22 protein-coding genes and 1 tRNA gene are annotated in these 23448 nt (G+C 62.0%); 12 read left to right on the top strand and 11 right to left on the bottom strand.

Translation table 11 applies throughout. From position 1 onward, the window contains the following. Positions 1 to 19: 19 nt before the first annotated feature. From FHY55_RS00900 to FHY55_RS00890, 3 genes are all read right to left on the bottom strand, one after another. Entirely contained in the window at positions 20 to 1087 is a 1068-nt protein-coding gene (locus FHY55_RS00900; RefSeq protein ID WP_140012394.1) for an extracellular solute-binding protein, read from the bottom strand. Positions 1088 to 1219: 132 nt separating this feature from the next. Continuing rightward, on the bottom strand, positions 1220 to 2473 hold the full coding sequence (locus FHY55_RS00895) for an FAD-binding oxidoreductase (RefSeq protein WP_140012393.1): 1254 nt from the start codon (positions 2471 to 2473) through the stop codon (positions 1220 to 1222). Between the two features lie 35 nt (positions 2474 to 2508). Then, positions 2509 to 3630, bottom strand: coding sequence for a mandelate racemase/muconate lactonizing enzyme family protein (locus FHY55_RS00890; protein ID WP_140012392.1), 1122 nt, complete (start codon positions 3628 to 3630; stop codon positions 2509 to 2511). Between the two features lie 95 nt (positions 3631 to 3725). On the opposite strand from FHY55_RS00890, the gene FHY55_RS00885 reads away from it, so the two are divergent. Further along, positions 3726 to 5189: a PLP-dependent aminotransferase family protein gene (locus FHY55_RS00885; protein ID WP_140012391.1), complete on the top strand. Its 1464-nt coding sequence runs from the start codon at positions 3726 to 3728 to the stop codon at positions 5187 to 5189. Here the strand turns inward: FHY55_RS00885 and FHY55_RS00880 are convergent. After that, positions 5170 to 6792: a GMC family oxidoreductase gene (locus FHY55_RS00880; RefSeq protein ID WP_140012390.1), complete on the bottom strand. Its 1623-nt coding sequence runs from the start codon at positions 6790 to 6792 to the stop codon at positions 5170 to 5172. The genes FHY55_RS00885 and FHY55_RS00880 overlap by 20 nt on opposite strands. Positions 6793 to 7297: 505 nt before the next feature. Here FHY55_RS00880 and FHY55_RS00875 point away from each other — a divergent pair. From FHY55_RS00875 to FHY55_RS00850, 6 genes are all read left to right on the top strand, one after another. Continuing rightward, on the top strand, positions 7298 to 8149 hold the full coding sequence (locus tag FHY55_RS00875) for a helix-turn-helix domain-containing protein (RefSeq protein ID WP_140012389.1): 852 nt from the start codon (positions 7298 to 7300) through the stop codon (positions 8147 to 8149). A gap of 19 nt (positions 8150 to 8168) precedes the next feature. Then, on the top strand, positions 8169 to 8597 hold the full coding sequence (gene mobC / locus FHY55_RS00870; protein WP_254695387.1) for a plasmid mobilization relaxosome protein MobC: 429 nt from the start codon (positions 8169 to 8171) through the stop codon (positions 8595 to 8597). Continuing rightward, complete coding sequence (locus FHY55_RS00865; protein ID WP_140012388.1) at positions 8591 to 10147, top strand: relaxase/mobilization nuclease domain-containing protein; 1557 nt, start codon at positions 8591 to 8593, stop codon at positions 10145 to 10147. The genes mobC and FHY55_RS00865 overlap by 7 nt, the downstream gene beginning before the upstream one ends. A 337-nt stretch (positions 10148 to 10484) precedes the next feature. Then, positions 10485 to 10778 carry a type II toxin-antitoxin system HigB family toxin gene (locus FHY55_RS00860; RefSeq protein WP_140012387.1) on the top strand — a complete coding sequence of 98 codons (294 nt, stop codon included), beginning with the start codon at positions 10485 to 10487 and terminating at the stop codon, positions 10776 to 10778. A gap of 2 nt (positions 10779 to 10780) precedes the next feature. Then, positions 10781 to 12010 (top strand): transcriptional regulator, encoded by a 1230-nt coding sequence (locus FHY55_RS00855; RefSeq protein ID WP_140012386.1) that lies wholly within the window; start codon positions 10781 to 10783, stop codon positions 12008 to 12010. A gap of 175 nt (positions 12011 to 12185) precedes the next feature. Beyond that, complete coding sequence (locus FHY55_RS00850; RefSeq protein WP_089962287.1) at positions 12186 to 12371, top strand: hypothetical protein; 186 nt, start codon at positions 12186 to 12188, stop codon at positions 12369 to 12371. Positions 12372 to 12643: 272 nt separating this feature from the next. Here the strand turns inward: FHY55_RS00850 and FHY55_RS00840 are convergent, their stop codons facing one another. The 6 genes from FHY55_RS00840 to FHY55_RS00815 all read right to left on the bottom strand — a co-directional run bounded on the left by FHY55_RS00840 (position 12644) and on the right by FHY55_RS00815 (position 19378). Beyond that, positions 12644 to 13867, bottom strand: a complete 1224-nt coding sequence (locus tag FHY55_RS00840) for a retron St85 family RNA-directed DNA polymerase (protein ID WP_140012384.1) — start codon at positions 13865 to 13867, stop codon at positions 12644 to 12646. 185 nt (positions 13868 to 14052) lie between these two features. Then, the gene (locus tag FHY55_RS00835; protein WP_089962282.1) at positions 14053 to 14364 is read right to left on the bottom strand and encodes a hypothetical protein; all 312 of its coding nucleotides are present in this window, start codon (positions 14362 to 14364) and stop codon (positions 14053 to 14055) included. After that, positions 14361 to 14960, bottom strand: a complete 600-nt coding sequence (locus tag FHY55_RS00830; RefSeq protein WP_140012383.1) for a hypothetical protein — start codon at positions 14958 to 14960, stop codon at positions 14361 to 14363. The genes FHY55_RS00835 and FHY55_RS00830 overlap by 4 nt, the downstream gene beginning before the upstream one ends. Then, positions 14957 to 18406 carry a class I SAM-dependent DNA methyltransferase gene (locus tag FHY55_RS20410; RefSeq protein WP_168222907.1) on the bottom strand — a complete coding sequence of 1150 codons (3450 nt, stop codon included), beginning with the start codon at positions 18404 to 18406 and terminating at the stop codon, positions 14957 to 14959. The genes FHY55_RS00830 and FHY55_RS20410 overlap by 4 nt, the downstream gene beginning before the upstream one ends. Positions 18407 to 18413: 7 nt before the next feature. Further along, a complete protein-coding gene (locus tag FHY55_RS00820) occupies positions 18414 to 18989 on the bottom strand; it encodes a hypothetical protein (RefSeq protein ID WP_140012382.1) in 576 nt (191 codons plus the stop codon). Continuing rightward, positions 18989 to 19378 carry a helix-turn-helix domain-containing protein gene (locus tag FHY55_RS00815; RefSeq protein ID WP_168222906.1) on the bottom strand — a complete coding sequence of 130 codons (390 nt, stop codon included), beginning with the start codon at positions 19376 to 19378 and terminating at the stop codon, positions 18989 to 18991. The genes FHY55_RS00820 and FHY55_RS00815 overlap by 1 nt, the downstream gene beginning before the upstream one ends. A gap of 221 nt (positions 19379 to 19599) precedes the next feature. On the opposite strand from FHY55_RS00815, the gene FHY55_RS00810 reads away from it, so the two are divergent. The 3 genes from FHY55_RS00810 to xerC are packed head-to-tail and all read left to right on the top strand — an operon-like array spanning position 19600 to position 21131. Continuing rightward, positions 19600 to 19824: a hypothetical protein gene (locus FHY55_RS00810; protein ID WP_131822039.1), complete on the top strand. Its 225-nt coding sequence runs from the start codon at positions 19600 to 19602 to the stop codon at positions 19822 to 19824. A gap of 18 nt (positions 19825 to 19842) precedes the next feature. Next, the gene (locus FHY55_RS20405) at positions 19843 to 20016 is read left to right on the top strand and encodes a hypothetical protein (RefSeq protein WP_155846068.1); all 174 of its coding nucleotides are present in this window, start codon (positions 19843 to 19845) and stop codon (positions 20014 to 20016) included. Continuing rightward, positions 20013 to 21131 carry a tyrosine recombinase XerC gene (xerC, locus tag FHY55_RS00805; RefSeq protein ID WP_140012380.1) on the top strand — a complete coding sequence of 373 codons (1119 nt, stop codon included), beginning with the start codon at positions 20013 to 20015 and terminating at the stop codon, positions 21129 to 21131. The genes FHY55_RS20405 and xerC overlap by 4 nt, the downstream gene beginning before the upstream one ends. Before the next feature lie 4 nt (positions 21132 to 21135). Here the strand turns inward: xerC and FHY55_RS00800 are convergent. Next, positions 21136 to 21211: transfer RNA gene (locus tag FHY55_RS00800), tRNA-Lys, on the bottom strand. Between the two features lie 101 nt (positions 21212 to 21312). Here FHY55_RS00800 and dapF point away from each other — a divergent pair. Further along, positions 21313 to 22131: a diaminopimelate epimerase gene (gene dapF / locus FHY55_RS00795; RefSeq protein ID WP_140012379.1), complete on the top strand. Its 819-nt coding sequence runs from the start codon at positions 21313 to 21315 to the stop codon at positions 22129 to 22131. Beyond that, positions 22124 to 23380 (top strand): tRNA (N(6)-L-threonylcarbamoyladenosine(37)-C(2))-methylthiotransferase MtaB, encoded by a 1257-nt coding sequence (gene mtaB / locus FHY55_RS00790; RefSeq protein WP_140012378.1) that lies wholly within the window; start codon positions 22124 to 22126, stop codon positions 23378 to 23380. Before dapF ends, mtaB begins: the two co-directional genes overlap by 8 nt. The last annotated feature ends 68 nt before the right edge of the window (positions 23381 to 23448 follow it).

The following is a 23448-nucleotide window of genomic DNA, read 5'->3' as shown; positions in this document are numbered from 1 at the left end:
AAGGCCCCGGCCCGTTCTCTCAGTTGGCAGCCTTGATGCGCTCGAGCGCGAGGCCTTCCATGTCTTCGATTCCCGGCGGGATGTTGGCGAAGAACTTCAGGTTATCGAGGTCTTCCTGATCAAACCCTGCCGAAATCGCGGCTTTCTTGTCGTCGGGCATCAGGTCGATCCCGTTGGGCACGGCGGCAATGGCGCCTGTCGAGGCCGACATCATCTTGGTGATCTCGGGCCGCAGCACGAAGTTGATCCACTTGTAGGCCGCATCGTCCGCCTCGCCACCGCGCGGGATGGTGAAGGTGTCGATCCATGCCAGCGCGCCGGTTTCTGGCGGCACGAACACGATATCGGGGTTCTCGCCGTAGAGTTTGAAGGCGGTGGAATCCCATGTTTCAGACACCACGACCTCGCCCGAGAGCATCAGCGCCGAAAGGTCGTCGCCACCGCTCCAATAGGTCTTGATGACCGATTTGCAGGCGATGAGCTTCTCGGTCACCTCGTCCAGCATCTGCTGGTAGGCTTCCGGGTCGGAGTAGAGGGCGAACGGGTCTTTGCCCATGCCGAAGGCGGTGCCCAGCAGGATGGTGCGGCGCAGACGCATCGAGGTGCGGCCAGCGTATTTTTCGTCGCACAGGTCGTTCCAGCCGGTCACGTCGGGCGCTTCGGCCATATTGGCCATCACGCCGGAGGTGCCCCACTGGTGCGGCACCGAGTAAACCTCGCCTTCGATGGTGGTGTTGGCCTTCACGCCGTCCAGCAGGTTGGGCGTCATCGCGTCGGTGTTGATCTTGCTCAGATCCAGCGGCTTGTAGATGTTATATTCCAACTGCGCGGCATAAACCCGGTCGTGGCTCGGCTGGGCAAGGTCAAAGCCGGTGCCGCCGGTGGCGCGCAGCTTGGCGATCATCTCTTCGTTGTTGGAGAGCGTCACCTCGACGTCGATATCGGGGTATTCCTCTTCGAACTTGGCAATCACATCCTCGGGGGCATAGCCACCCCAGGTGAGCAGGCGCAGGGTTTCGGCGCTGGCACTGCCAGCGGCAAAAGCCATTGCAGTGCCCGCGAGCAGGGCGCGGATGGTTGGTTTCATGTCAGATCCTCCGGTTGGGGTCATTAATAGGTTTTCCTGCCCGTCTCACGCGGGCCTGATGGAGAGTGAAGCCCAGAATGGTTTGGTCCGAAAGGTCCATTTCATGCATCCTGGCAAACCGATACACAGCCGTTACAAACCGAAGCGGTCGAGCAGCCGATAGCTTGCAACCGCAGCGGGCAGAAACCATGGATCGCCCGAATAGAGCGGTCTCGTGGGGAAGCTGGGGGCCGTCATCGCGGTGTCTCCCGCCGGATCGCCGAGCACCCTGAGCCCCGCCTTCATGCCGAGATAAGAGGCCATACCCACGCCTGATCCGCAATAGCCCATGGCATGGCGAATGCGCCCTTTGTCGGCGGTATGGGCCAGCTTGTCGAAGGTGAAGGCGACGAAGCCCATCCAGCTATGGGTGATCTTGGTGCTCGCAAGCTCGGGGAAGAGCCGCACCATCTCGGCCCTCAGCCGCCGCGCTGCCACCGCTGCGCCGGCCTCTCCCGCTGCCGCGCGACCGCCAAAGAGCACCCGCTTTCTGTCGGGCGAGGCGCGGTAGTAGTAGATCACGCGGCGGCTGTCGCAATACATCCGGTTGTGCGGGAAGAGGCGGGCCATAACCTCCTCCGGCAGTTCCTCGGTGGCGATGATGTAGCTGCCGATGGGGATCACCCGCTGCCGGTGCCAAGGGGTGGCCGTGGGGGTGTAGCCGTTGGTGGCAACCACCACATCCTCCGCCGAGATGCTGCCGTGCGCGGTGCGCAGGGTGACCTCGCTTGGCCCCTCGTCCATCGCCTCGACGCCGCATTGGGGCAGCACCGTTACGCCAGCTTCCAGCGCCTTTTCCAGCAGCCCGGCATGGTAGCGGCCCGGGTCCAGCCCGCCGTAATTCTTGTAGATGATGCCGCCATGATAAAGATCGGTGCCGATCTCTTCGCGCTGGCGCTCCTTTGGCACGGCGATGATGTTCTCGCCATCAGCTTCATGGCTCATCTCCACATAGGCCCGCGCCGTAGCCGCCCCGTCGAACCGCCCGCAAAGCCGAAAGTCGCAGTCAATCCCTTCGGTGCGGATGAAATCGCCGGTGAAAGCAAGCGAAGCGGGGCCTTCGGCACGAATCGCGGCGGCCATCTCTGGCCCGTGCTTGGCGGTAAGGGCGCGCAGGGAGGGCTTGATCGAGTAGCTGAGCTGGCCGCCGTTGCGGGTTGAGCAGCCCTCGCCGACCTGCCCCTTTTCCAGCACCACAACGCTGCGCCCGCCCCGTGCGATTTGCAGCGCGGCATGCAGGCCGGTGTAGCCGGAGCCGATCACCACGGCATCGGCCCGGGGCGGGAGTTGGCCCCGTTCGATCGGCGCGGGCGGGGCGCTATCCCACCAATAGGGCGTTGTCTTCATCCCGTGATCCTGCCCGCCGCCCCGGGTCTGCGCAATCACCCCGCTGGGGCCTCGCTCACCCTGTAGTCTGCCGCCTCCAGCCACTCTGGCGCAATTTCTACGCCCCAGCCGGGCGCATCGGTGACTTCCACCTTGCCGCCCTCGACGCGGTAGGGATCATTTCGGTAGAGGCCGTATTGCCATGGGTAATAGTCGGCCTCCTCGATGGAAAACTCCAGATAGGGGCCGGCATTGGGGATTGCCCGCAGGAGGTGCATGGTAAAAAGCGTGACCAGCCCGAGGTTGGCCGCGTGGGGGGTAACAGGCAGGCCCGCCGCAGCCGCCATCTTTGCCACCTGCAAGGTGCGGCCAATTCCGCCGAGATAGAGCACATCCGGCTGGGCCACATTGACCGCCTTCAGCTCGAACATCCGCCGCCATGTTGGCAGCCAGCAGTCCTGCTCGCCGCCGGTTACGTCGATCTCCAGCGCGGCGGTGACTTCGGCGGTTTGTTCCAGCTCCCAATAGGGGCAGGGCTCCTCGTAATGGGTGATCCCGTGATCCTGCAGCATCCGCCCGTAGTGCATGGCTTCGGCGGGCGCGTAGCAGGAGTTGGCATCGGCCAGAAGCGCCACATCCTCGCCCCGCATCGCGGCGGCAATCTCGGGGATGATCGCCTCGGTGCGGCCCTCCCATTCGTCTCTATTCCGCCCACATTCGGCGCCAATGCGAAACTTGAAGGCATCAAACCCCTGCTCGCCCCGCAACCGCCGAAAGCGCTCTGCCTCGGCCTCGGGCGTGATGTCGCGCTTCATCGAGGAGGCATAGGCACGCAGCTTGCCCGGGCTGCCGCCGAGCAGCGTGGCCACCGGCTTGCCCGCCGCCTTGCCGCGCAAGTCCCACAGGGCGGTTTCCACCCCGCCGATGGCGCGGCACATGTATGAGCCGGGAAACTTGTGCTCTTTCTCCCACGCACGCTGAAACAGGTCATCCTGGCCTGTGTCAGGGTCGAAAACCACGCCCAGCACATGCGGTGCCACCTGCCGGTGGAGCACGGCGGCGCTGATGTCGCTCTGATAGGTGGAGACCTGCCCCCAGCCTTCGCGGCCCATCTCATCGGTGACACGCACGAAGCCCACATCGGGGGTGGCGAAGGTTTCGATTTTCGTCAGACGCATGATGCGGACTCCCGGTTACGGGCCGATAGAACTTGCCAAACGGTCTGCCGATAAGGTCCACTCCGCAAAGGCTGGCAGACCAATTGGAGGATCGGATGGCCAAATACGCGGGTGGTGCGCTGATTCCCGGCCTCTCGGTGGACCGGGCGGATGCTGCCAGCCTTTCGATGCAGCTGACCACCCGTCTGCGCGAGCTGATCCTGTCTGGCGCGTTGCCGCCCGGAACCCGCCTGCCCGCCACCCGGGTGTTGGCGCGGGATCATGGCGTCAGCCGCACCACCGCCGTCACCGTCTACGAACAGTTAGCCTCGGAGGGCATGGTCTCGAGCCATGTGGGGGCGGGCACCTATGTGTCGGAGGAAGTGCGCCCGCATGCGCCCGCCGCGCCTGCAACAGAGACGGTTTCGCATGTCGCCAAAGACCTGACCGAGCGGTATTTCCCTCGGCTCGAACACCCGCGCACCCCGCGCCCCTTTGTCACCGGCATGCCCGCGTTTGATGCCTTCCCTATGGCGCAATGGGCGCGGATGCAGGCGAAGTATTGGCGGGGTTCCCGTGCCGGGCTGATGAGCTACCCCGAGGCCGCCGGGCTGCCTGCCCTGCGTGACGCGATTTGCCAGCACCTGCGCGCCAACCGGGGCCTCAGCTGTGCGCCGGGGGAGGTGTTCGTCTTTGCCGGGGCACAGGATGCCTTTGTGCAGATTGCGCAGATCCTGCTGGAACCGGGCGACCCTGTCTGGATTGAAAACCCCGGTGCCATCGGCGCGCGCAACGCCTTCTTGTCACGCGGGGCACGGCTGGTGCCCGTGCCCGTGGATGCGCAGGGGATCGACGTTGCCGCGGGTCGCGCCGCCGAGCCGAAGTTTCGCGCCGCCTTTACCACCCCGGCGCATCAGCATCCGCTGGGCGTGCCGATGTCACGCGACCGGCGCTTTGAGCTGCTGGAAGAGGCCGAGCGGGCCGGGGCCTGGGTGATTGAGGATGACTACGTGGGCGAGTTTCACTATGGCCGCGCCCCGTTGCCGCCGCTGAAGGCGCTCGATGCGGGGGGGCGGGTGATTTACGTGGGCACCTTCTCCAAGGCGCTGTTTCCGGCGATCCGGCTGGGCTATGCGGTTGTGCCGCCGGGGCTGGCGGAGGTGTTCACCCGCACGCTTGAAGCGGCGGCGCATGGGGTGTCGCATTCGGTGCAGGCGGTGGTGGCGGCGTTTATCGAGGAGGGGCGATTTTCGGCCCATATCCGCCGGATGAGAGACCTTTATCGCGACCGGCGCGATGCCCTGATGGAGGCCGCGCAGAGCCATTTGGGCGGGCTGCTCAATGTGCAGCCCACGGAGACCGGCTTTCATACGGTGGGATACTTTCCGCAGCCGCGCGATGAACTGGCAGCGGCCGAGGCGGCGCGGGCCGAGGGGCTGGCCACCGCACCGCTTTCGCGCTTTGCGCTGGCCCCCGTCGCGCAACAGGGGCTGACGCTGGGCTTTTCGGCGGTGCCCTGGATCGAGGTGCAGCGCGGGGTGGAGCGGCTGGCAAACGCGCTCAGAGCCGCGCCGCGATAAGGTCTGCCGCCTTTTCGCCGATCATCAACGCCGGGGCGTTGAGGTTGCCCGAGGTGATGGAGGGGATCACCGAAGCATCGGCCACCGTCAGCCCTTCGATCCCGCGCAGGCGCAGATCCGGCGTAACAACCGCGCTGTCCTCGGCCCCCATCGCGCAAGTGCCGCAGGGGTGGAAAACAGAGCCTGTTACGGCCCGAATATAATCTTTCAGCGCCTCGCGCTCGGTCACCGCGGGGCCCGGCTTCAGCTCGGCGCGGGTGATGCTGGCCAGCGGGTGCTGCTCGGCAATTGCCCGCATGATTGGCACTGACGCCAGCAGTTCCTCCATGTCTACGGGGGCGCTCAGATAATTGGGGCGGATCGCCGGTGCCGCCTGAGGGTCGCGCGAGCGGATGTGCAACTCGCCCCGGCTCTTGGGGTGGCAGTTGGAGACGCCAATCATGAACCCTGCAAAGGTATCGGGTTTCATCAGCCGCCGCTTGCCCGGCACCGCCTTGGTGTAGCTCAGCGGCGAGAAGTAGAGCTGGAGGTTGGGCCTGCTGCGCCCCGGATCGCTGCGCACAAAGCCGCCCGCCTGATTGACCGAGAGCGAAAGCGGCCCGCCGCGTGTGATCACATATCGCATCCCGGCCCGGACGCGCCCGATCCAGCGCCCGAGGGTGGCGTTGAGTGTGGGCACGGTGGCCTCATAGACAAGGTCGAAGCCGATGTGGTCTTGCAGATTGCGGCCTACCCCGGGTGCGGCATGAATCGTCTCTATTCCGTGGGGTTTGAGCCGTCTTGGGTCACCGATCCCCGAGAGTTGTAGTATCTGCGGCGTGCCGATTGCCCCGGCGGAGAGCACCACCTGCCGCGCCTTTACCTGATGGACGGTATCGCCCCGCCGAAACTCGACGCCGGTGCAGCGCCGCCCTTCGAACAGCAGCCGCGTAACGTGCGCACCCGTCTCCAGCCGCAGGGCCTTGCGCCGCAGGGCGGGCCGCAGATAGGCCGCTGCCGCCGAAGAGCGGAAGCCGCCGCGCGTGGTGATCTGGTAAAAGCCGACGCCCTCCTGCGAGGCGCCGTTGAAATCGGGGTTTACCGCGTGGCCCGCTGCCCGGCCTGCGGCGACGAAGGCGTGAGACAGGGGGTGAACCTCTTGCGAAACATCCTTGACGCCCACTGGCCCGCCGGTCGCCCGCCACGCGCTTTCGCCCGCCGTGTTGTCTTCCAGCCGCTTGAAGTAGGGCAGCAGATCGGCGTGGCTCCAGCCGGTGCAGCCCGCCGCGGCCCAGCTGTCGTAGTCCTCGGCCTGCCCCCGGATAAAGACCATCGCGTTGATCGAGCTTGAGCCACCAATCACCTTGCCGCGCGGCCAATAGGCACTGCGCCCGCCAAGGCCTGCTTCGGGCTCGGTGTAATAGCGCCAGTTGAGACGCGGGTGATAGAAGGCGCCTCCGTAGCCGATTGGCATACGCACCCACGGGCTAAGGTCGCGCCCGCCCGCCTCGATGACGCAGACCCGCAGCCCCGGGCGCTCGGAAAGCCGGGCCGCGACGACACAGCCCGAAGAGCCCGCGCCAACCACCACCACATCGCATTCGCTCGTTTCCAAAGCCGTCATCCCCGCCGTTCTAGCGCCTGAGGGTAAGTGCTGAACGGTCTGCCGTCACGGGGCCATTCAGCAGCTTCGACAGGACCAATTCGGCTTGGCTGGAGCCACTGCCGTGCCTGCTCCCCGGGGATCTCGCTATAGGCGCGGTCAGAAGAATAGGCCCGCAGTTCCGCGAGGTCGCCGTATTCGGGGCAATCAAGCTGCTGCTCGCCCCAGCGATTGACGGCGCGCGGATGCGGACCGCAAGGTGCGATCCCTGGAAGGAAATCTGATGCAAGTGGTGAGCCGTGCAGGACTGTGCGGGGTAAAGGAAATCAACGGCTTGCGCTGGCGAACCGGAAAACCCCGCCCCTTGATTTGATTGGGCTTTTCGGGCCTCTGGCGAACCGTTTCAGGGGGCCAAGAAACCGAAAGGCCGCTGACTGGGCTGGCACCCGGGTCAACGGCCAAATCGAAAAGTTTGCTCGGAATGGATACCAGATCGCGCCCGTGATCGCAATCGCGGGAGGGGTCGATGTCTGAGCTTCTGCCCTTCTGCAAGATCAAGCTGCAATACCTTCTGGAGATGGTCACCGACCACGAGCTGGACGACAACGCCCTGCGCGTGGCGCTCTACCTGGCCTTGGCTCATGCCGATCACGAGACGGGGGAGAGCCGACCGTCCTTTGAAACCATCGGCGCAGCCATCGGCAAGCACGCCAAGTCGGTCAAGCGGGCGCTGAACAAGGTCGAGGCGGCGGGCTACATGACCGTGGAGCGCGGGACCAACAAGGGGAAATCATCGCGCTACCGCCCGACTGAAGCGGCCATGAAACGGGCCACCGAGCGCCGCCGGGAAGGGGACAAGGTTGTCCCGCTTAGCCGCGCCAAAGGGGGACAATCCTGTCCGCAAAGCGGGACAGACCTGTCCAGCAAAGGGGGACAGGATCGCCCCCCGAACAGAGAACAAGAATTTAGAAAAGAACGAGGGCGCGCGTCCGCGCCGGATTTGCCCGATGAAGGGCAATCCGGCGGAACGCGCCCGGACCTGGTGTTTGTCCCGAGGGGTATCTGCTTCGTCCGGGACTGGGATGCACGGCTGGCCCGGGAAGGGATGACCACGCTGGACCGAAGCCTGCCACTGTCACCGCACGAGCATCACCTGGGTTTCTGGCTTCCGGCACGGACACCGGCCCCGGTGGACAGCGCGGAATGGCAGGCGCAGTTGCGTCTTCTGCGGGATGTCATCCATCAGTCGCAGGTTGGCGCATGCGCCGCGCCTCCTGCACCCCGCATCGCGACCTTTGCACCGCGTCAGATGCAGTGCGCATCACGTTTTCCGCAGGATGTTGCCCCGACCGTGGGGAAGAACCGCCATGCGGTCTGAGGAAACAGCAAGGCGACCCGTGTCATACGCTGGCGCTTCTGACACGGGACCTTGCGAGGGGCGGCAAGCCTCCCCTTCGAACCCCACCGGCGCGGGCAAGACCCGCGCAAAGGAGCCGCTGACGGAGACCTTCGTCTTCCGTTGCACGGCGGCTGAGAAAGCCGAGCTGCGCGCCAAGGCCGAGGCTGCGGGGCTGCCCGCCGCGACGCTTCTGCGCGAGGCGCTTGGCCTGACCGAGGCGCGTCGCCGCAAACCCGTGCCGCGCGTCGATCCGGCGCTGGTGCTGGCCGTGGGGCGCATCGGCGGCAACCTCAACCAGATCGCACGCTGGCTGAACCGCGCGATGCTGGTGGGCCGCACCGACCTCGACAGCCTGACCGTGGCGCGCCGCCTGCTGGTGATCGAACGTCAGCTCGCCCAGCTCCTCGACGAGGCGCGGCGGTGCTGATCAAATTCTTTCCCAACGGCAAGGGCGCGGGTGCGGGACCGGTCGGTTATCTCGTGGCTGAGCGCGTGTTGGCCTATGACAGCAACCGCGACTTGGTCCGCGATGCCGACGGCCAGCCCTTGATGGTGACGCGCGATCCCTTGCCCGAGGTCTTGCGCGGCGACCCCAGCCGCACCGAGGCCCTGATCGACGCCAGCCGCCACCAGTGGACCTACCGCGCAGGCGTGATCAGCTTTGCCGCCGAGGACGCGCCCAGCGACGCACAGCAGGCCGAGGTGATGGACGCCTTCGAGCAGCTGGCCTTCGCCGGGCTGGACGGCGAGCAATATGACATGCTCTGGGTCCGTCACAGCCACGAGGACCGCGTCGAGCTGCACTTCTGCACCCCGCGCCTTGAACTGACCACAGGGCGCAGCCTCAACATCGCCCCGCCGGGCTACCAGGATGCCTATGACAGCCTGCGCGACCTGATGAACCAGCGCCACGGCTGGGCAGACCCGATGGAGCTGGAGCGTACCCAGGAGGTGCGCGACACCATCGAGGCCCCGACCCGCGCCCAGGGCCGCGACGAGCTGCATGCATGGATCCTCGATCAGGTCAGCATCGGCCTAATCACCGACCGCGCCAGCATGGTCGACGCGCTCACAGACGCAGGCTTCGACCTGCCGCGCGTCGGTAAAGCCTACCTGACCGCCCAGGACCCCGAGACCGGCGAACGCTGGCGCCTGAAAGGAGAGATTTTCCATGAAGACTGGCAAGCCGACCCGGCTGAGCGAGAAATTGAACGCGGAGCTAGACACGATACGCCAGGACTACGCCGCCTCGATGGCATCCCAGCTGGAGAGCTTCAGGACCGATTTGACGGCCATTGCGAGCGACGCGCGGCGTACCATCGAGAACGATACGCGCCGCTTCCTGAACGAGAACAGGAGCTTGTTCGAGACGCGGACCGAGCAGATCAGGCGCTGGCTGACGATCTCGCCCTGGGTGATCTCGGGGCTGATCGTGACGGGGATCGCCTCGATGATGGCCGCGAGCTGGTTCTGGGCGACCCTGCTGACGCGCTCGGAGCTGACGGAACTGGGCCTGACGCGGATCGACCGGGGGGAGCAGACCTGGCTGACGCTGGACCCCGACAGGACCGAGCTGAAGACCTGCACACTGGCCGGGACGCCGGTCATCTGCATCAAGATCGAGGAGAGATGAATGACGACGCCCCTGACAGCCTTGGAGCGCGACTTGCTCGCCTGCGTCGAGCGGTTGGTGACGGCCTGCGAAACCTCAGCCGCGGAATTGAGCGGCTTGGAAGCGCGCTCGACGAAGAGGCTGCAAGCCCAATTGGATGGTATCGCGGCCTGCGCGACGTTGCTCATACGCTCACAGATCGCGTCAATGCAGGCGTTGCGTGGCTTGCTGAGCGAAGAGGCCACCTACAACGCGCTGGACGCGAAGTTGAACGAGAGCTTGAGCTTAGCGAGGGACGCCGAAGAGAGGCTGAGACAGAGCTAGAAGTGCGGGAGCGGGAGATGGACCGGGGGCTGACGCATTGAATGTGGCGCCAAGCTGTGGGTTGGCAGGTCCGCGCCATTTGCCATGCTATAGGTTGGCTGATCGCGCGTTCTCGGCGCGTGCGGCATAGACGATCAAGAAGTGATCAAAGGCGAGAAGAGCGAGATTTAGTGTTTTCCCAGCTTGCACATCTCAAAACTTAGTACTGAGCGTTGCCCTTAGGTTGTATTCTGCGCCATTGTAGACATCGGCATCAAAAGTGGATCAAGAAACTCCCTTCGCTGCCGAACTTGCCGCCAAGGCACGAATCTGGTATCTGCTCCCCTATAGGGAGCGATGTATAACTTGACTGTACGGGAACGTTGGACTAGATAAACGATGAGAATCATTGCCCGACCGAAGTTGATTGCCTTTTCCAAACGCTTCCCAGACTCGAAGTCGCAGCTGGATGTTTGGTGGGCAGAAGCGCATCGCGCGAACTGGAAAACGCCAGCCGAGGTCAAAGCGCAGTATCGCAACGCAAGCATTTTGAAGGGCGGACGAGTGGTCTTCAATATTTGTGGCAACAAATATCGACTGATTGTCAGGTTCGACTACGAGAAGGGTATTGGCTTTGTTCGGTTCCTCGGAACTCACGAGGAATATGATCAAATCGACGCGGAGGAAGTATGACTATGAACGAGCATCATATTCGGCCAATTCATTCCGAGCAGGATTACACCGCTGCACTTGCCCGTGTTGAAGCGCTGATGGACCTTGATCGCTCTGAAGTAGAAGATGATGAGCTTGATGTGCTGGCGACACTGATCGAGGTCTACGAAGATCGTCACTTTCCAATGGACGCGCCAGATCCAATCGAAGCAATCAAGTTTCGCATGCAGCAGCTCGACATGAATCAGAGTGACCTGGCCCCAATCTTTGGAAGCCGCGCAAAGGCATCGGAAGTTCTGAGTGGAAAACGAAGCCTAACTCTCAAGATGATCCGGGCTTTGAATGAACATTTGGGCATTCCGGCCGATGTGCTGATACGAGATGGTGGCGCTTTGCCGACCGCTCCGGCGGGGATTGATTTCGAGCGTTTTCCTGTGATGCAAATGGCCAAACTAGGCTGGATCCAGAAAACAGCAGACATCAAGGATCGCACCGAAGAAATCGTGCAGAAGATGGTCGCGTGCGTTGGGGGGCAGCAAGCGCTGCCACAGGCTTTGTTCCGCCAAGGCGGAGGTTCACGAGCCAACGCCAAAACGGATGTTCATGCTTTACAAGCTTGGTGCCTGCACATTCTTTGCAAAGCACGGCAAGCGGGGTTGGAAGGTGTCTATGAACAAGGAACTATCGACCTCGATTTTCTCCGTGACTTGGCCCGCTTGAGTGAATTTGACGAGGGGCCAAAGCTCGCCAAGGAAAGACTTGCCAAGCATGGCATCGCGCTTGTTGTCGCTTCGCACCTGCCAAAGACCTATTTGGACGGCGCAGCACTTTGGACAGTGGATAGTGTTCCAGTTGTGGGCATGACGATCCGATATGATCGTCTGGATAATTTCTGGTTCTGCCTACTTCATGAATTGGCCCACTTGGGGCGGCACTTCAACAATGGAGACGGCGAGGTCTTCATTGACGATCTGCAACTTCGTGAGCGGAACCATGAACGAGATGATATCCGCGAACAGGAGGCTGACGAGTGGGCGCAAGAAGCCCTTATTCCCTTGGAGCTGTGGGACGGCCATCCAGTGCGCTCTAGCCCCAGTGTGCAGAACGTTATCTCCCTTTCGCGGCAAGCAAAGGTTCATCCTGCCATCGTCGCAGGCCGCATACGCCACGAGAAGCAGAACTACAGGCTACTTTCGCAGTTCGTTGGCGCGAAACAAGTTCGTCCATTGCTGATGGAGGATTCAATCTGCTGAGTTTAGCGGGGGCGCCCGGCAAGGCGTCCCCGCTTTCACAACACGTCGAAAGGATACAGGCGCACCCTCTTCGTCGTGGCTCCGGAGACCGAAGCGCTCTTGTGGTGGTAAGCAAGGGATAGACGGTTCGGGACTCCAGGGCAAATGTTTTAACAAGCGCCAAGGAGTACGCCGGATGGCTACTATCAAAACTCTGACGCCTGAGCAGGTGTCGATCATCAAGGCTCGCCTTGCGAAGGGCGATTTTCAGCATCGGATCGCTGCCGACTTCGATCTCAATCAGGGGCGCATCAGCGAGATCGCGACCGGAAAGCGCTTTGCAAATGTTCCCCCTGCAGCACCGGAGGCGTCTCATGTCTGACAAGCTTCTCAAGCCAGGTCAAAAAGCGCCGCGTTCCGGACAGTATGAAATCACCGGTCCTCGTGGCGGTGGAACCGGGGTCGAACGCACGGTCACACGCAATGAACCTCTTCCACCTCCAGAGCAGAAGGGACAGAAGTATCGCCTGGTGGATCCAACAAAACACCGGCGGCAAAGATAACAATGGCGGTGCGGCCAAGTAACTTGGGTCGCGCCGCTTGTCACGTCGGTTCCCTAGAATTGGACTCTGGCACACCGGAAAGCTGGTGCTCTCAAAGATGCTTTACCGCCCATCGGTGTGCGCCATTTCTGTCTCCAGCCCCAATCTTCCGAAATGCCTCCTGTAGCCTCTTCTTTATCGCTGCCTCGCTGGTCCCGAGTCGCGCAGCGATTTCCGCGTTAGTTCGTCTCGGGCCGAGCATAGCCAAGGCTTCAGCCTGGCGAACAGTAAGCCCGTTCGGGAGTATTGGTTGCGGGCTGTGTCTAACCACAGTTTGCGCCTTTATCTCGATTAGGGCACTGGCTTCGGCAGAAAGCCTTTGCATCTGTACGCTATCTTGGAATTGTGCAGCCATCCCGACTATTCCATGTAAGAAAGCCAGCTGTTGTCTAGTCAGACGAGGAGCCAACCCAAGCTTGTGAAGCTTCGCCCTTGTGCGTTTGCGCCAAGCACGAGGTGGCTGCATCTTGTCGTTGATGACAACACCCGTGACCTCCATGCGTCCTTCGAATCCAGAAAACCTGGTTTTCTCCGGCTTCAGCTCGAACCCTGCTTGTTCAACTGCTTGCTGCACTGAATCGAGAAATGCCGGTTCAACTCGTTGCTGTGAACTGAACGTGAGATCATCCGCATATCGCGAGTATCGGTGGCCAGCCTCTTTGGCCAAATGTGACAGCTGCTCATCCAGTCCGCGCAGAACCAAATTGGCAATGGCCGGGCTTGTCGGCGCGCCTTGCGGTACACGGTCATCTAGGCAGCACAACTCTGCCAACATTTCCGCTACATCTTCCTTGTAGCCGAGCGAGACAAAGATTTCACGCACCTGGTCAATCGTGATCGATGGGAAAAACTGCCGGATATCGACATTGAGCACATGCTTTGCGCCAAGATGGTACTTGGCATTCTGGACCGCGCTTCGCCCAGCCACGAAACCGAAGACGTTCTCAGCGATCTCCACATGGTTCAGGATGTTGTCCAAGATCCACCACTGGATGACCTTGAGGTAGGTCCGTGGTGTATCGATGTCGCGCTTGGTGCCATCCTTCTTCTTTAAAGGAAAAGAACGATAGTGCTTCCTGGGCCGACGGCGGATTGAGAAAATAGTCTTCGGGCTGATTCCGAGGAACAGCGGCAATGCACCCGTTGTCGGTATCGGCGGTAGCCCAAGCTCACGGAAGCGCGCAGTTTCGTCGTCAGGAAAACCACCTGGTTCCGCCCGAAGGATTTCCTCTAGGTGCGCAAAGTCTCTGGGGAAGTAGTATGAGCGAGTTGGCATCTACAGCAACTTCCAGTCTCTGAAGTGAAGACTGCCTTGAGCGCGCGGCCTAAGTCCAAGAGGCATTTTGGCCGAGACCTTGGGCAAAATGCCTCTTGGACTTAGGCCGCGAGCCCCTTCAAACCAAACCTGAACAACGGCTCGCCGAAGCAGCGAACAAGCTGAACGCGATACCAACTCGCACATTACTTGTACCTCCTACGCTGGGCTTTCATCAAGAACAAACGACGGTTGTCGATGGAGCGCTCTAGGCCTTCACGACGCACAACCTGCTTGCCCTTAGGTGTCATGAAATACACACCGCGCCTCACCGCTGTGACCAAACCATTCTCTCTGGCGTCCAAGTGCGCTTCGCGCAGTTTTTCGTTTTCACTTAGCCAGTTGGAAAGCTCCTTCCCCAACAGTTTGGACGAGAATTCTTCGATATCCTGAATTCTCGCGGGCTGAATAACAGCCAAGATCGAAAGGTAGGCAAAGAGCGGGTCAATGGTTTTCATCGTCCAGTTATCCTTCTGGCGGCTCTTCTCCTGGCGCGAGCGGTTACAAAAGGCTCAACGTGCGTCCAGCAAAGGTCTTTGTCCGCGTAATCAATGAATTCGACGTTGGCGCCGTTCTCTTTTGCTTCAATGATGGGCCCCGTGTTCATGTAGTTTTCGTGGGTTTGATACTGGGCATCAACGATGACCAGCATCTTTCTGCAGATGTCTTCGTCATGGCAAAACGATCCAAGTTCAAGGAAGCTTCCGGGGCTGCTTGGCAGCATTACTACGGCGTCGGTTCTGCGCGATTTTGCGTGATCGAACTCGGCCAGGGCTGCATTGTTTTGATCGCCAAGTAGTGGTGCAGTTGCACCAATCAATTTCTCATACTCGCCCAGCGTTACTTGCCAGCCAGCGTTCGTGAGCTTGTGGAAAAGGAAATAGCGCAACACCGCCGCAGTGTTACGCGAGTTCTTTCGAGGTGCCTTGTCTGTTTTAATGAACGGCCCGGCCAAGAAGGCCACCCGTTCCAAGCCGGATGCCCTTTGCGCATTTCTAAGGAGTTCTTCATCAAGCAAACGCTCGACGGGCAATGGCGGAATGTTTTCTGTCACGCCGCATACCTCCCCTCTTCGATCTTCTCGGCCTGCCCCAAAGCCGCGAGACTTTCCAGCAGCGGCTGCACGGTGGTGGTACGGGCGCGGACGAAGCGGCGGGCGATTTGGTCGGGGGTGGCTTCGCCCATCTCCGCCAGCGCCTCGCGGACGGCGGCGATCTGGTCGGGGAGGGTTTTGGGCCAGGGGGCTTTTTCGATCTTGGCGGTGGGGCCGACGTCCAACTCGGCCTGCGTGCCCTTGGCGGTCTGGCGGCCTTCGGGGTTCTGGTAGTCCGGGCGGAGCCAGCGGATGTGGCCGCGCGCCTCTTCCTCGGCGCGTTCCTTGTTCAGCGCGACGAGTCGGAAGAGGATGTCTTCGTCGCTCAGGTCCACGGGCCAGCCATAGGCCTCGGCCACGGCGGCGTCGATCTGGTCGTGCAGGTCCTTGAGGATACCGATCAGGCCCTGGTCGTAAATCTCGCGGTCCTTGCCCCCGATGGTTTCCCCGGCGCGGAGCTTTTCCAGCACGTTGTACATCTGTGTCAGGGTCAGCTTGGGGTGGGCGGCCTGCTGGCGCTTGCGGTGGGCGTCTAGCTCTTCGCCCAAGGCGCGGAGGCGGGTGCGCAAATCGTCGGTGAGGTCGGGGAATGGGAAGGGGTCGAAGCAGCGCGATTTATTATACCTTGGGTCGTTGCCTACGCCCAGCCTTCCGCCGGCAGCCAGCGACCAACACACGTGGATACGGCTTGAAAGAACAGCCAATTCTTCTGAGCCTGACACTGCAATAGCGATCAGAGCATTGTCTGGCAAAACGGAACCATCCAAGAACTGGAATATCCTGTGCTTGGTGGTCTCTGCCGTGACGATGAACCTGGGCAAGTGCTCAAGCGCGGGACGGAATGGAGCCAAGGGCTCTCCGAACAACCACCATTTCTTTCGCCTACTTTCACGGTTGTTTTCTCGCCGCTCAGGCCAAACGTTGTCGCGGACATGTTGGTAGACTGCGGGCACTCGTTCTCTAACGTCTTCTTCAGCCATGCCGAGAAGATCAATGACCATGACGTTTCGCGAGCGAGCCAAGAGGTCCCGGCCGTTGAAATATGGCTTAATTACCTTTGCGACTTCCGGGTCACGTCCTAGTCCCAGAGCTTTCGCCTTGTCTTGTGAGACGATGAAACCAGAGCCGAAAAGCATCACACCTCGTGTCGAAAGGCCATCGTTTGCTGCAAGACTGTGGGTTCCTTGAATGTCTGCCCCAATCTTAAGATTCGCATAAATCTTCCCGACTTGATCAAGGAATGAAACCGAGCGCCCTTCCGCTTCACTCTTTTCTGTTGACTCGTTTTCCACGAGTCTCAGCTTTCCGGCCCGGTTTCCCGCCGCCGCCACGGTCATCGCAATCCGCACGGCAGCTCCGTAGAGCGTATCGACCCAAGGGTGATCCGGGATCGCAAAGAGCAGGGAGAGCGGTTTCTTCGGGTCGTTCAGATGTGGCTCCAGCACCCGGCGGTTGAAGGTCTGGCGCAGGGAGTTGGTGGTGATCAGGCCAAAGCGGCGGGTGCCTTTGCCCGTCTTGGCATTGTAGGCGCGGGCGGCGAGTGCGGCCTTTTCCCACCAGAACATCACCAGATCGGCGCTTTGCGGCATCTTGGGGTAGGCCTTCCACAGCGCCTCGACATAGCCATCGCCCAGATTGTCCCGCAGGCGTGAGGCCCCGATGAAGGGCGGGTTGCCGACGATGAACTCCGCGCGGGGCCATTGGGTCGGTTTCGGCTTGGCATAGTCAAAGACCTGCACGCGCGCGGCGGGGTCCGGCACCTCCTCCCCCGTCACGGGGTGGCGTATGGTGGTCACGCCGTCCCAGCGGGTGACGGGGTTGCCGTCTGCATCCATGCGCGGGGTGCGGTCGGACCATTCCAGCACCGCATCTGCGTTGCGGATGTTCTTGAAGTCGCGCAGCACCGGTTCGGACGGGGCGGCGGTGCCATGGGTGCGGTAGTGCCATTGAAGGTAGCCGATCCACAGCACCAGCTCGGCCACGTTGGCGGCCCAGGGGTTCAGCTCGATCCCCAGAAACTGGTGCGGGTCCACGGTGATCAGCGGGCGCGTGTCGCCCAGTTCGATCATCAGCGATGCGACCTCACCCTCAAGGCGCTTCATCATCTCCAGCGCGACATAGAGGAAGTTGCCCGAGCCACAGGCGGGGTCGAGCACGGTGGTCTCGCACAGCTTGTGGTGGAAGTCGCGGACGAGCTTGAGCGCGTCGTCGGTCTTGCCGTCCTCTGTCAGGCGCTGAACGGCGGTCTGCACGTCGCGCCAATCCTCGCGCAGGGGTTCGATGATGGTGGGGGTAACAAGGCGCTGAACATAGGCGCGGGGCGTATAGTGCGCGCCCAGCTTGTGGCGCTGGCGCTTGTCGAGGGCGCGTTCGAGGAGCGTGCCGAAGATCGCCGGTTCGACCTGTTTCCAGTCGGCTTCGGCGGCTTCGATCAGGAGCCCTAGTTGCAGATTGTTGAGGGGGAGCGCGTCGGCATCACGGAAAAGGCCGCCGTTGAAACGTTTGAGGTCCTGCATGAGGACCTGGGAGAAGCCGCCCGTGTTCATCGTCTCCCACAGCCCCTTGAGCGCGGGTTGGGCATGTTCGGGATGGCCGCGCAGCTTGTGCAGGAGGTCCGTGAAGCTGCCGCGCGGGATCAGGTCCACATCCTCGGCAAACATCGAGAAAAGGCACCGCATCAGGAAGCGGGCGACGGTTTCGCTGTCGTGGCCCTGCCCTTCGAAGCTTTTGCCCAGTTCGGCCAGGTGGGCGGCGATGTCGCGCGTAACCTCGGCGGATTTCAGGGAGGGGTCAAGGCTGTAAGGATCGCTCCAGATCGTGCAGAGGAGATCGCGGATCTCGTCCTTGCGCAGGTCGTCGAGGAAAATGCGATAGCGGTTGCCATCCGGGAACTGGTTGTAGCCCTGCCCCTGTTTCGAGAAGTCGGCATAAAGCTCGATCACATGGCCTACGTCGACGATCATGAGGAAGGGCGGCCAGCCGTCTTCGCGTGCGACGGCGCGGGCGTAGTTGTCGGCCTGGTTGCGTGCCTTGAGCATCGTGTCGTCCCAGGCGGCGGTGCCCCGCACGCCGTGGCCGATGCGCTTCTGGCTGAGCGCGGCGGTGCCCTTGGCCAGGTCGGCGGCGCGGTTCTTTTTCTGGTTCACGCCTTGCTTGGTTTCGAGCACGAAATGCCCGGCGCGATAGGCGTCGATGAAGCCCGTGGTGCGCTTGTGGGTGTGGGCAAAGGTGACGGGCCGTTCGAACCGGTAATGGTCATTGCTGTCGTCATCCGTGGCCGGGTTGGGCCGGTCGAGGCCCAGCAATTCGGTCAGCTCGATCACGAAGAGCTGGTAATTGGCATGCTCGCTGCCGCCGGTGTCTTTCCAGCGCGCGATGAAGGCGTCGATCTGCGGGGCGTTGCTCATGTGAAATTCAGTGACTCGGTAAGGGAACGCGTTCGGACAAGAATTGCTCGAAAGTGGCGGCTTCGACCGCATGCGCGCTCGCGTCACGCGCGGCAGTGATCCAGGTTTCGATCAAGGCACAGAGACCCAAGATGGCAAAACCGGGGATCAGCCATAGCCAGATGGCAAGGGGCGTGCTTCCGTCGCTGAAGACGCTGTGAAGCAGGGGCCAGACGATGAACGGCATACCGCAGGCCCCAACCCAACGCACCGGTTTCATCTTTTCCCCGGCAGCAGCGGCCAAGCGATCACGCGTTTCGACCAATCCTCGTTCCCACGCCAGGAACTCGTCCATCACCTGCCCCGCGAGGTAGTGCCCGCACCGACAATAGTCGCGGGAGATGTATTCGATCTGGCCGCAATCAGCACAACGGATCGCATTGATGCTGTGGGCATTTGGACGGAGGCGGTTTCTGTGCACGGATTCGCTGTGTTCACCCTCAGTGCCGCAGACGTCATTCAGCAGTCGTTCAGCGTCACGACCGAGCCGCAGCTTGCGCGGTCGAAGTTTCAACACGTCATCGGGAAAATCTTCTCTCAACATCAACTTACCAGTCTCAAAACACTGTCAATTCTTGTTGTATCCGGTGCACCGCTCTCGCCGGACAATGCATCGGCATTCAGGACTTCATCGAACAGGAATTCGATGGCATCCCATTTCTTCTCGGGCGTCACGCTCAGACCTCGATCCATGATGCGGCGTTCAACAGCGATGCCGATCTTACGGTAAGCAGTCGCGATCTCTTCGTGTCTGCGGTCCTTTCCGTCTTCGGAGTCTCCTTCGAGCATCCAAAGGGGATCGACGTCGAACTTCTCGTAGACCTCTAGGAGCAACTGAGCTGTCAGGTCACGCTGGCCACGTTCGTAGTTCTGATAAGCGCTTCGACTGATGCCAAGCGCCTGCGACATCTCCTCTTGGGAGAGGCGAGCCATATTTCGTACTGCCGCAAGGCGATGTCCAAGGCCAGAAACAGCCATGCTCAACTTTCGTTTGTATTTGTGTTGACCTCATTCGTAGTCATTTGTATAAAAAATAGATACGAACGATGGCGACACGCTTGATTCATGCAGTTTCAGCGTAGTTTTGTTTCATTCTGGACGCAAAACGATTTCTTCCGCTTCAGTTCGTGAGCAACGACGACAGGAGGCGAAGCGTGGGAAAGCTGCTTGAAACCCCCAAGGAACTGGCCGAGCGCGTGGGCATTCCCGTGTCCAACGTGCGTTACCTGATCCGCGAAGACATGCTGGATCATATTTTCACCGCACCAGGACGCCGCAATCCCAAAATCCCAAAGGGTGCTTGGGAGCGATACGTCGAGAAATTCACAGTTAAAGCAGCCGTGAGCGAAGGGCCGGGTGCGGCCTCGGGCGCGAATTGATCGAGTGAAGGACACACCATGGCCATGCCCCGCGCGACCCTGACGCAGAGCGAATTGACACGATACCTCAAGGCGTACCGAGACGCGGGCATTCCGGTCGTGCGGTCAGAGATCAGCCGCGACGGCAAGGTCGTGATCTACAGCACCGAAAAGCAGACCGACGAGGTCAACAACCCGTGGGATCGCCCATGAAACGCCGAAAGCAGTTTCCCGGCGCGACGGCCTATTTCGATCGGCACGGGAAGCGGCGCTGGCGGTTTCGGAAGGGTGGGTTTTCGGCGGAGCTGGGAAGCGACTACGGGTCAGAGGAGTTTGTCCGGCGCTATGAAGACGCGGTCAACGGCCACAAGACGCGCGGGCTGATCGGGGCGGACCGGACCAAACCCTACAGCGTCAGCCAGCTTGTGGCACTGTGGTATCGCTCGCCCGAGTTCCTCGATCTCTCGCCGAGCACACAGAAGGTCTATCGCGGAATTGTCGAGAAGTTCCGGGAAGAACATGGAGACAAGCCCGTACGGCTGATGCAGCGGCGGCATGTGCAGACGATCCTGGCGGAGAAGGCCGAGACACCCACTGCGGCGAACAATCTGCGTAAACGGCTGATCCAGTTGATGGATTTCGCCATCACACTGGATTGGCGCGGAGACAACCCGGCGCGGGCAACAAAGCCGTTTCGCGTCGGCGGTGACGGCTTCCATACATGGGACGAGGACGAACTGGCTCAGTTCTTTAGAGCCCACAAGCCCGGAACACTGGCGCATACGGCAGTGACGCTGATGCTCTACACCGGCGCGGCGCGGGTCGATGCGGTGAAGCTGGGGCCGAAGAACGTCCGCAATGGCAAGATCGATTACCGGCGGCAGAAGACGCAACGCTCAGGCGGCGTGCTCGTCTCCGTGCCGATCCACCCGGACTTGGCCGAGGTGCTGGACAAGTTGCCGAAGGACCGGCCCTTCCTGGCCACCCAGAAAGGCACGATGCGCTCTGCCGGCGGTCTGGGCAATCTCATGCAGCGTTGGACCGAGGACGCCAAGCTGCCTCAGTGTTCCGCTCATGGGCTGCGCAAGGCCTGCGCGCGCCGTCTGGCCGAGGCCGGAGCGACGGCGCACGAGATCGGCGCGGTCACGGGTCACAAAACGCTGGCCTTAGTCCAGCGCTACACTGAGGCCGCAGGCCGCGAAGGCATGGCCGATTCCGCTATCGAGAAACTGATCGCCCGCCCGAATGGCGAGCGCAATTTGGCGAACCTTCCCAAGAGGTTCGTCAAATCCGACACCAAACCCAAACAGGGAAAGGATAATTTATGAGAAGTGGTGAGCCGTGCAGGATTCGAACCTGCGACCCACTGATTAAAAGTCAGTTGCTCTACCAACTGAGCTAACGGCCCACTCTGAGGCCCGCTCTCTAGGGAATCCCCCAAGGGGGGTCAAGCGGGAATCTTCGCCCCCGGGCTGGAAAGCGCACCCCCCGCGCTGTATATGCCCGCCCATGCGCGACCAGACCCCTCCCTCTGGCCTGCCCTTCATGAAAATGCACGGGCTTGGCAATGACTTCGTGGTGCTTGATCACCGCGCGGGCGGCGTGGTCGTGACTCCGGAACTTGCGATGGCCCTTGCCGACCGGCACCGGGGGGTGGGCTTTGACCAGCTTGCCGTGATCGAGCTGAGCGACAAGGCCGATGCCAAGCTCACCTTCTACAACGCCGACGGCTCGCTCTCAGCCGCCTGCGGCAATGCCACGCGCTGCATTGCCCGTTACCTGATGGGGGAAACGGGCAAACCCGCCGTGACCCTCCTCACCGAGCGCGGCCTCCTGCCCTGCGTTGATGCCGGCGACGGCCTTACCTCCGTCAACATGGGCGCGCCGCTCACCACCTGGCGCGAGATCCCGCTCGCCCGCGATGCCGACTCGCTCCGCCTGCCGCTCGAGGGCGACCCTGTCGGCACATCCATGGGCAACCCGCATTGCACCTTCTTCGTGGATGACGCCGAGGCCGTGGACCTCGCCGTGCGCGGCCCCGAGGTCGAGCACGACCCGTTGTTCCCCGAGCGCACCAACGTGCAGTTTGCCCATGTCATCGGCCCCGATCACCTGCGGATGCGGGTCTGGGAGCGGGGCACCGGAATCACCCTCGCCTCCGGCTCCTCTTCCTGCGCCGTGGCCGTGGCCGCCCACCGTCGCGGCCTGACCGGGCGCAAGGTCACCATCGACCTCGACGGCGGCACCATCCACATCGACTGGCGCGAAGATGGCGTCTGGATGACCGGGCCTACCGCCCATGTCTTCGATGGTGTCTGGCATGGCTGACGCGCCGATCTTTTCCACCCACGGCTGCCGCCTCAACGCCTACGAAACCGAGGCGATGCGCGAGCTGGCCGAGGGCGCTGGGCTGCATGGCGCGGTGATCGTCAACACCTGCGCCGTCACTTCAGAAGCTGTGCGCAAGGCCCGGCAGGATATTCGTAAGCTCCGCCGCGAACACCCCGCGGCCCGGCTCATCGTCACCGGCTGCGCGGCGCAGACTGCGCCCGAGAGCTTTGCCGAGATGCCCGAGGTCGATCATGTGATCGGCAACACCGAGAAGATGCAGCCGGACACATGGGCCGGGTTGGCCCCCGACTTCATCGGCGAGACCGAGCGTGTGCAGGTGAATGACATCATGTCGGTCACCGAAACCGCCGGCCATCTGATTGATGGCTTTGGCCGCCACCGCGCCTATGTGCAGGTGCAAAACGGCTGCGACCACCGCTGCACCTTCTGCATCATCCCCTTCGGGCGCGGCAATTCGCGCTCCGTGCCTGCGGGCGTGGTTGTGGAGCAGATCAAGCGACTGGTGGGCAAGGGCTTCAACGAAGTGGTGCTGACGGGCGTGGACCTTACGAGTTGGGGTGCCGACCTTCCGGCGCAGCCCAAGCTGGGCGATCTCGTCATGCGCATCCTCAAGCTGGTGCCCGACTTGCCCCGGCTGCGGATCAGCTCGATTGATTCGATTGAGGTGGATGAAAACCTGATGCAGGCCATCGCCACCGAGCCGCGCCTGATGCCCCACCTCCACCTTTCGCTTCAGCACGGGGCCGACCTGATCCTGAAGCGGATGAAGCGCCGCCACCTGCGCGACGATGCGATCCGCTTTACCGAAGAGGCGCGCAAGCTGCGCCCCGAAATGACCTTTGGTGCCGATATCATCGCCGGTTTCCCGACCGAGACCGAAGTGCACTTCGAAGATTCGCTGCGCCTTGTTGAAGACTGCCACCTCACATGGCTGCACGTCTTTCCCTACTCGCCGCGCCCCGGCACCCCGGCGGCCAAAATGCCCGCCGTGCCCGGCCCCGAGATCAAGGCCCGTGCCGCTCGACTGCGTGCCGCCGGGGAGGCTGCCGTTGCACGCCATCTCGCGGCGCAACAGGGCCTCACTCACAGGGTGCTCACCGAATCCCCCCGCATGGGCCGCACCGAGCAGTTTGCCGAGGTGCATTTCGCCTCTGACCAGCCGGAGGGTGCGCTTGTGACGGCCAGGATTACCGGCACCGACAAGGCCCGCCTCACCGCGGCCTGACCACAACGCCCCCATCCTCGGGCTTGACCCTTGGGTCTCCAACCGCAAGAGATCCCCGGGTCAAGCCC

Origin of the sequence: Oceanicola sp. D3, from assembly GCF_006351965.1 — a bacterium.
Classification (GTDB): domain Bacteria; phylum Pseudomonadota; class Alphaproteobacteria; order Rhodobacterales; family Rhodobacteraceae; genus Vannielia.
The sequence above is the reverse complement of the archived record's forward strand: the minus strand, read 5'-3'. Positions and strand labels throughout refer to the sequence as shown.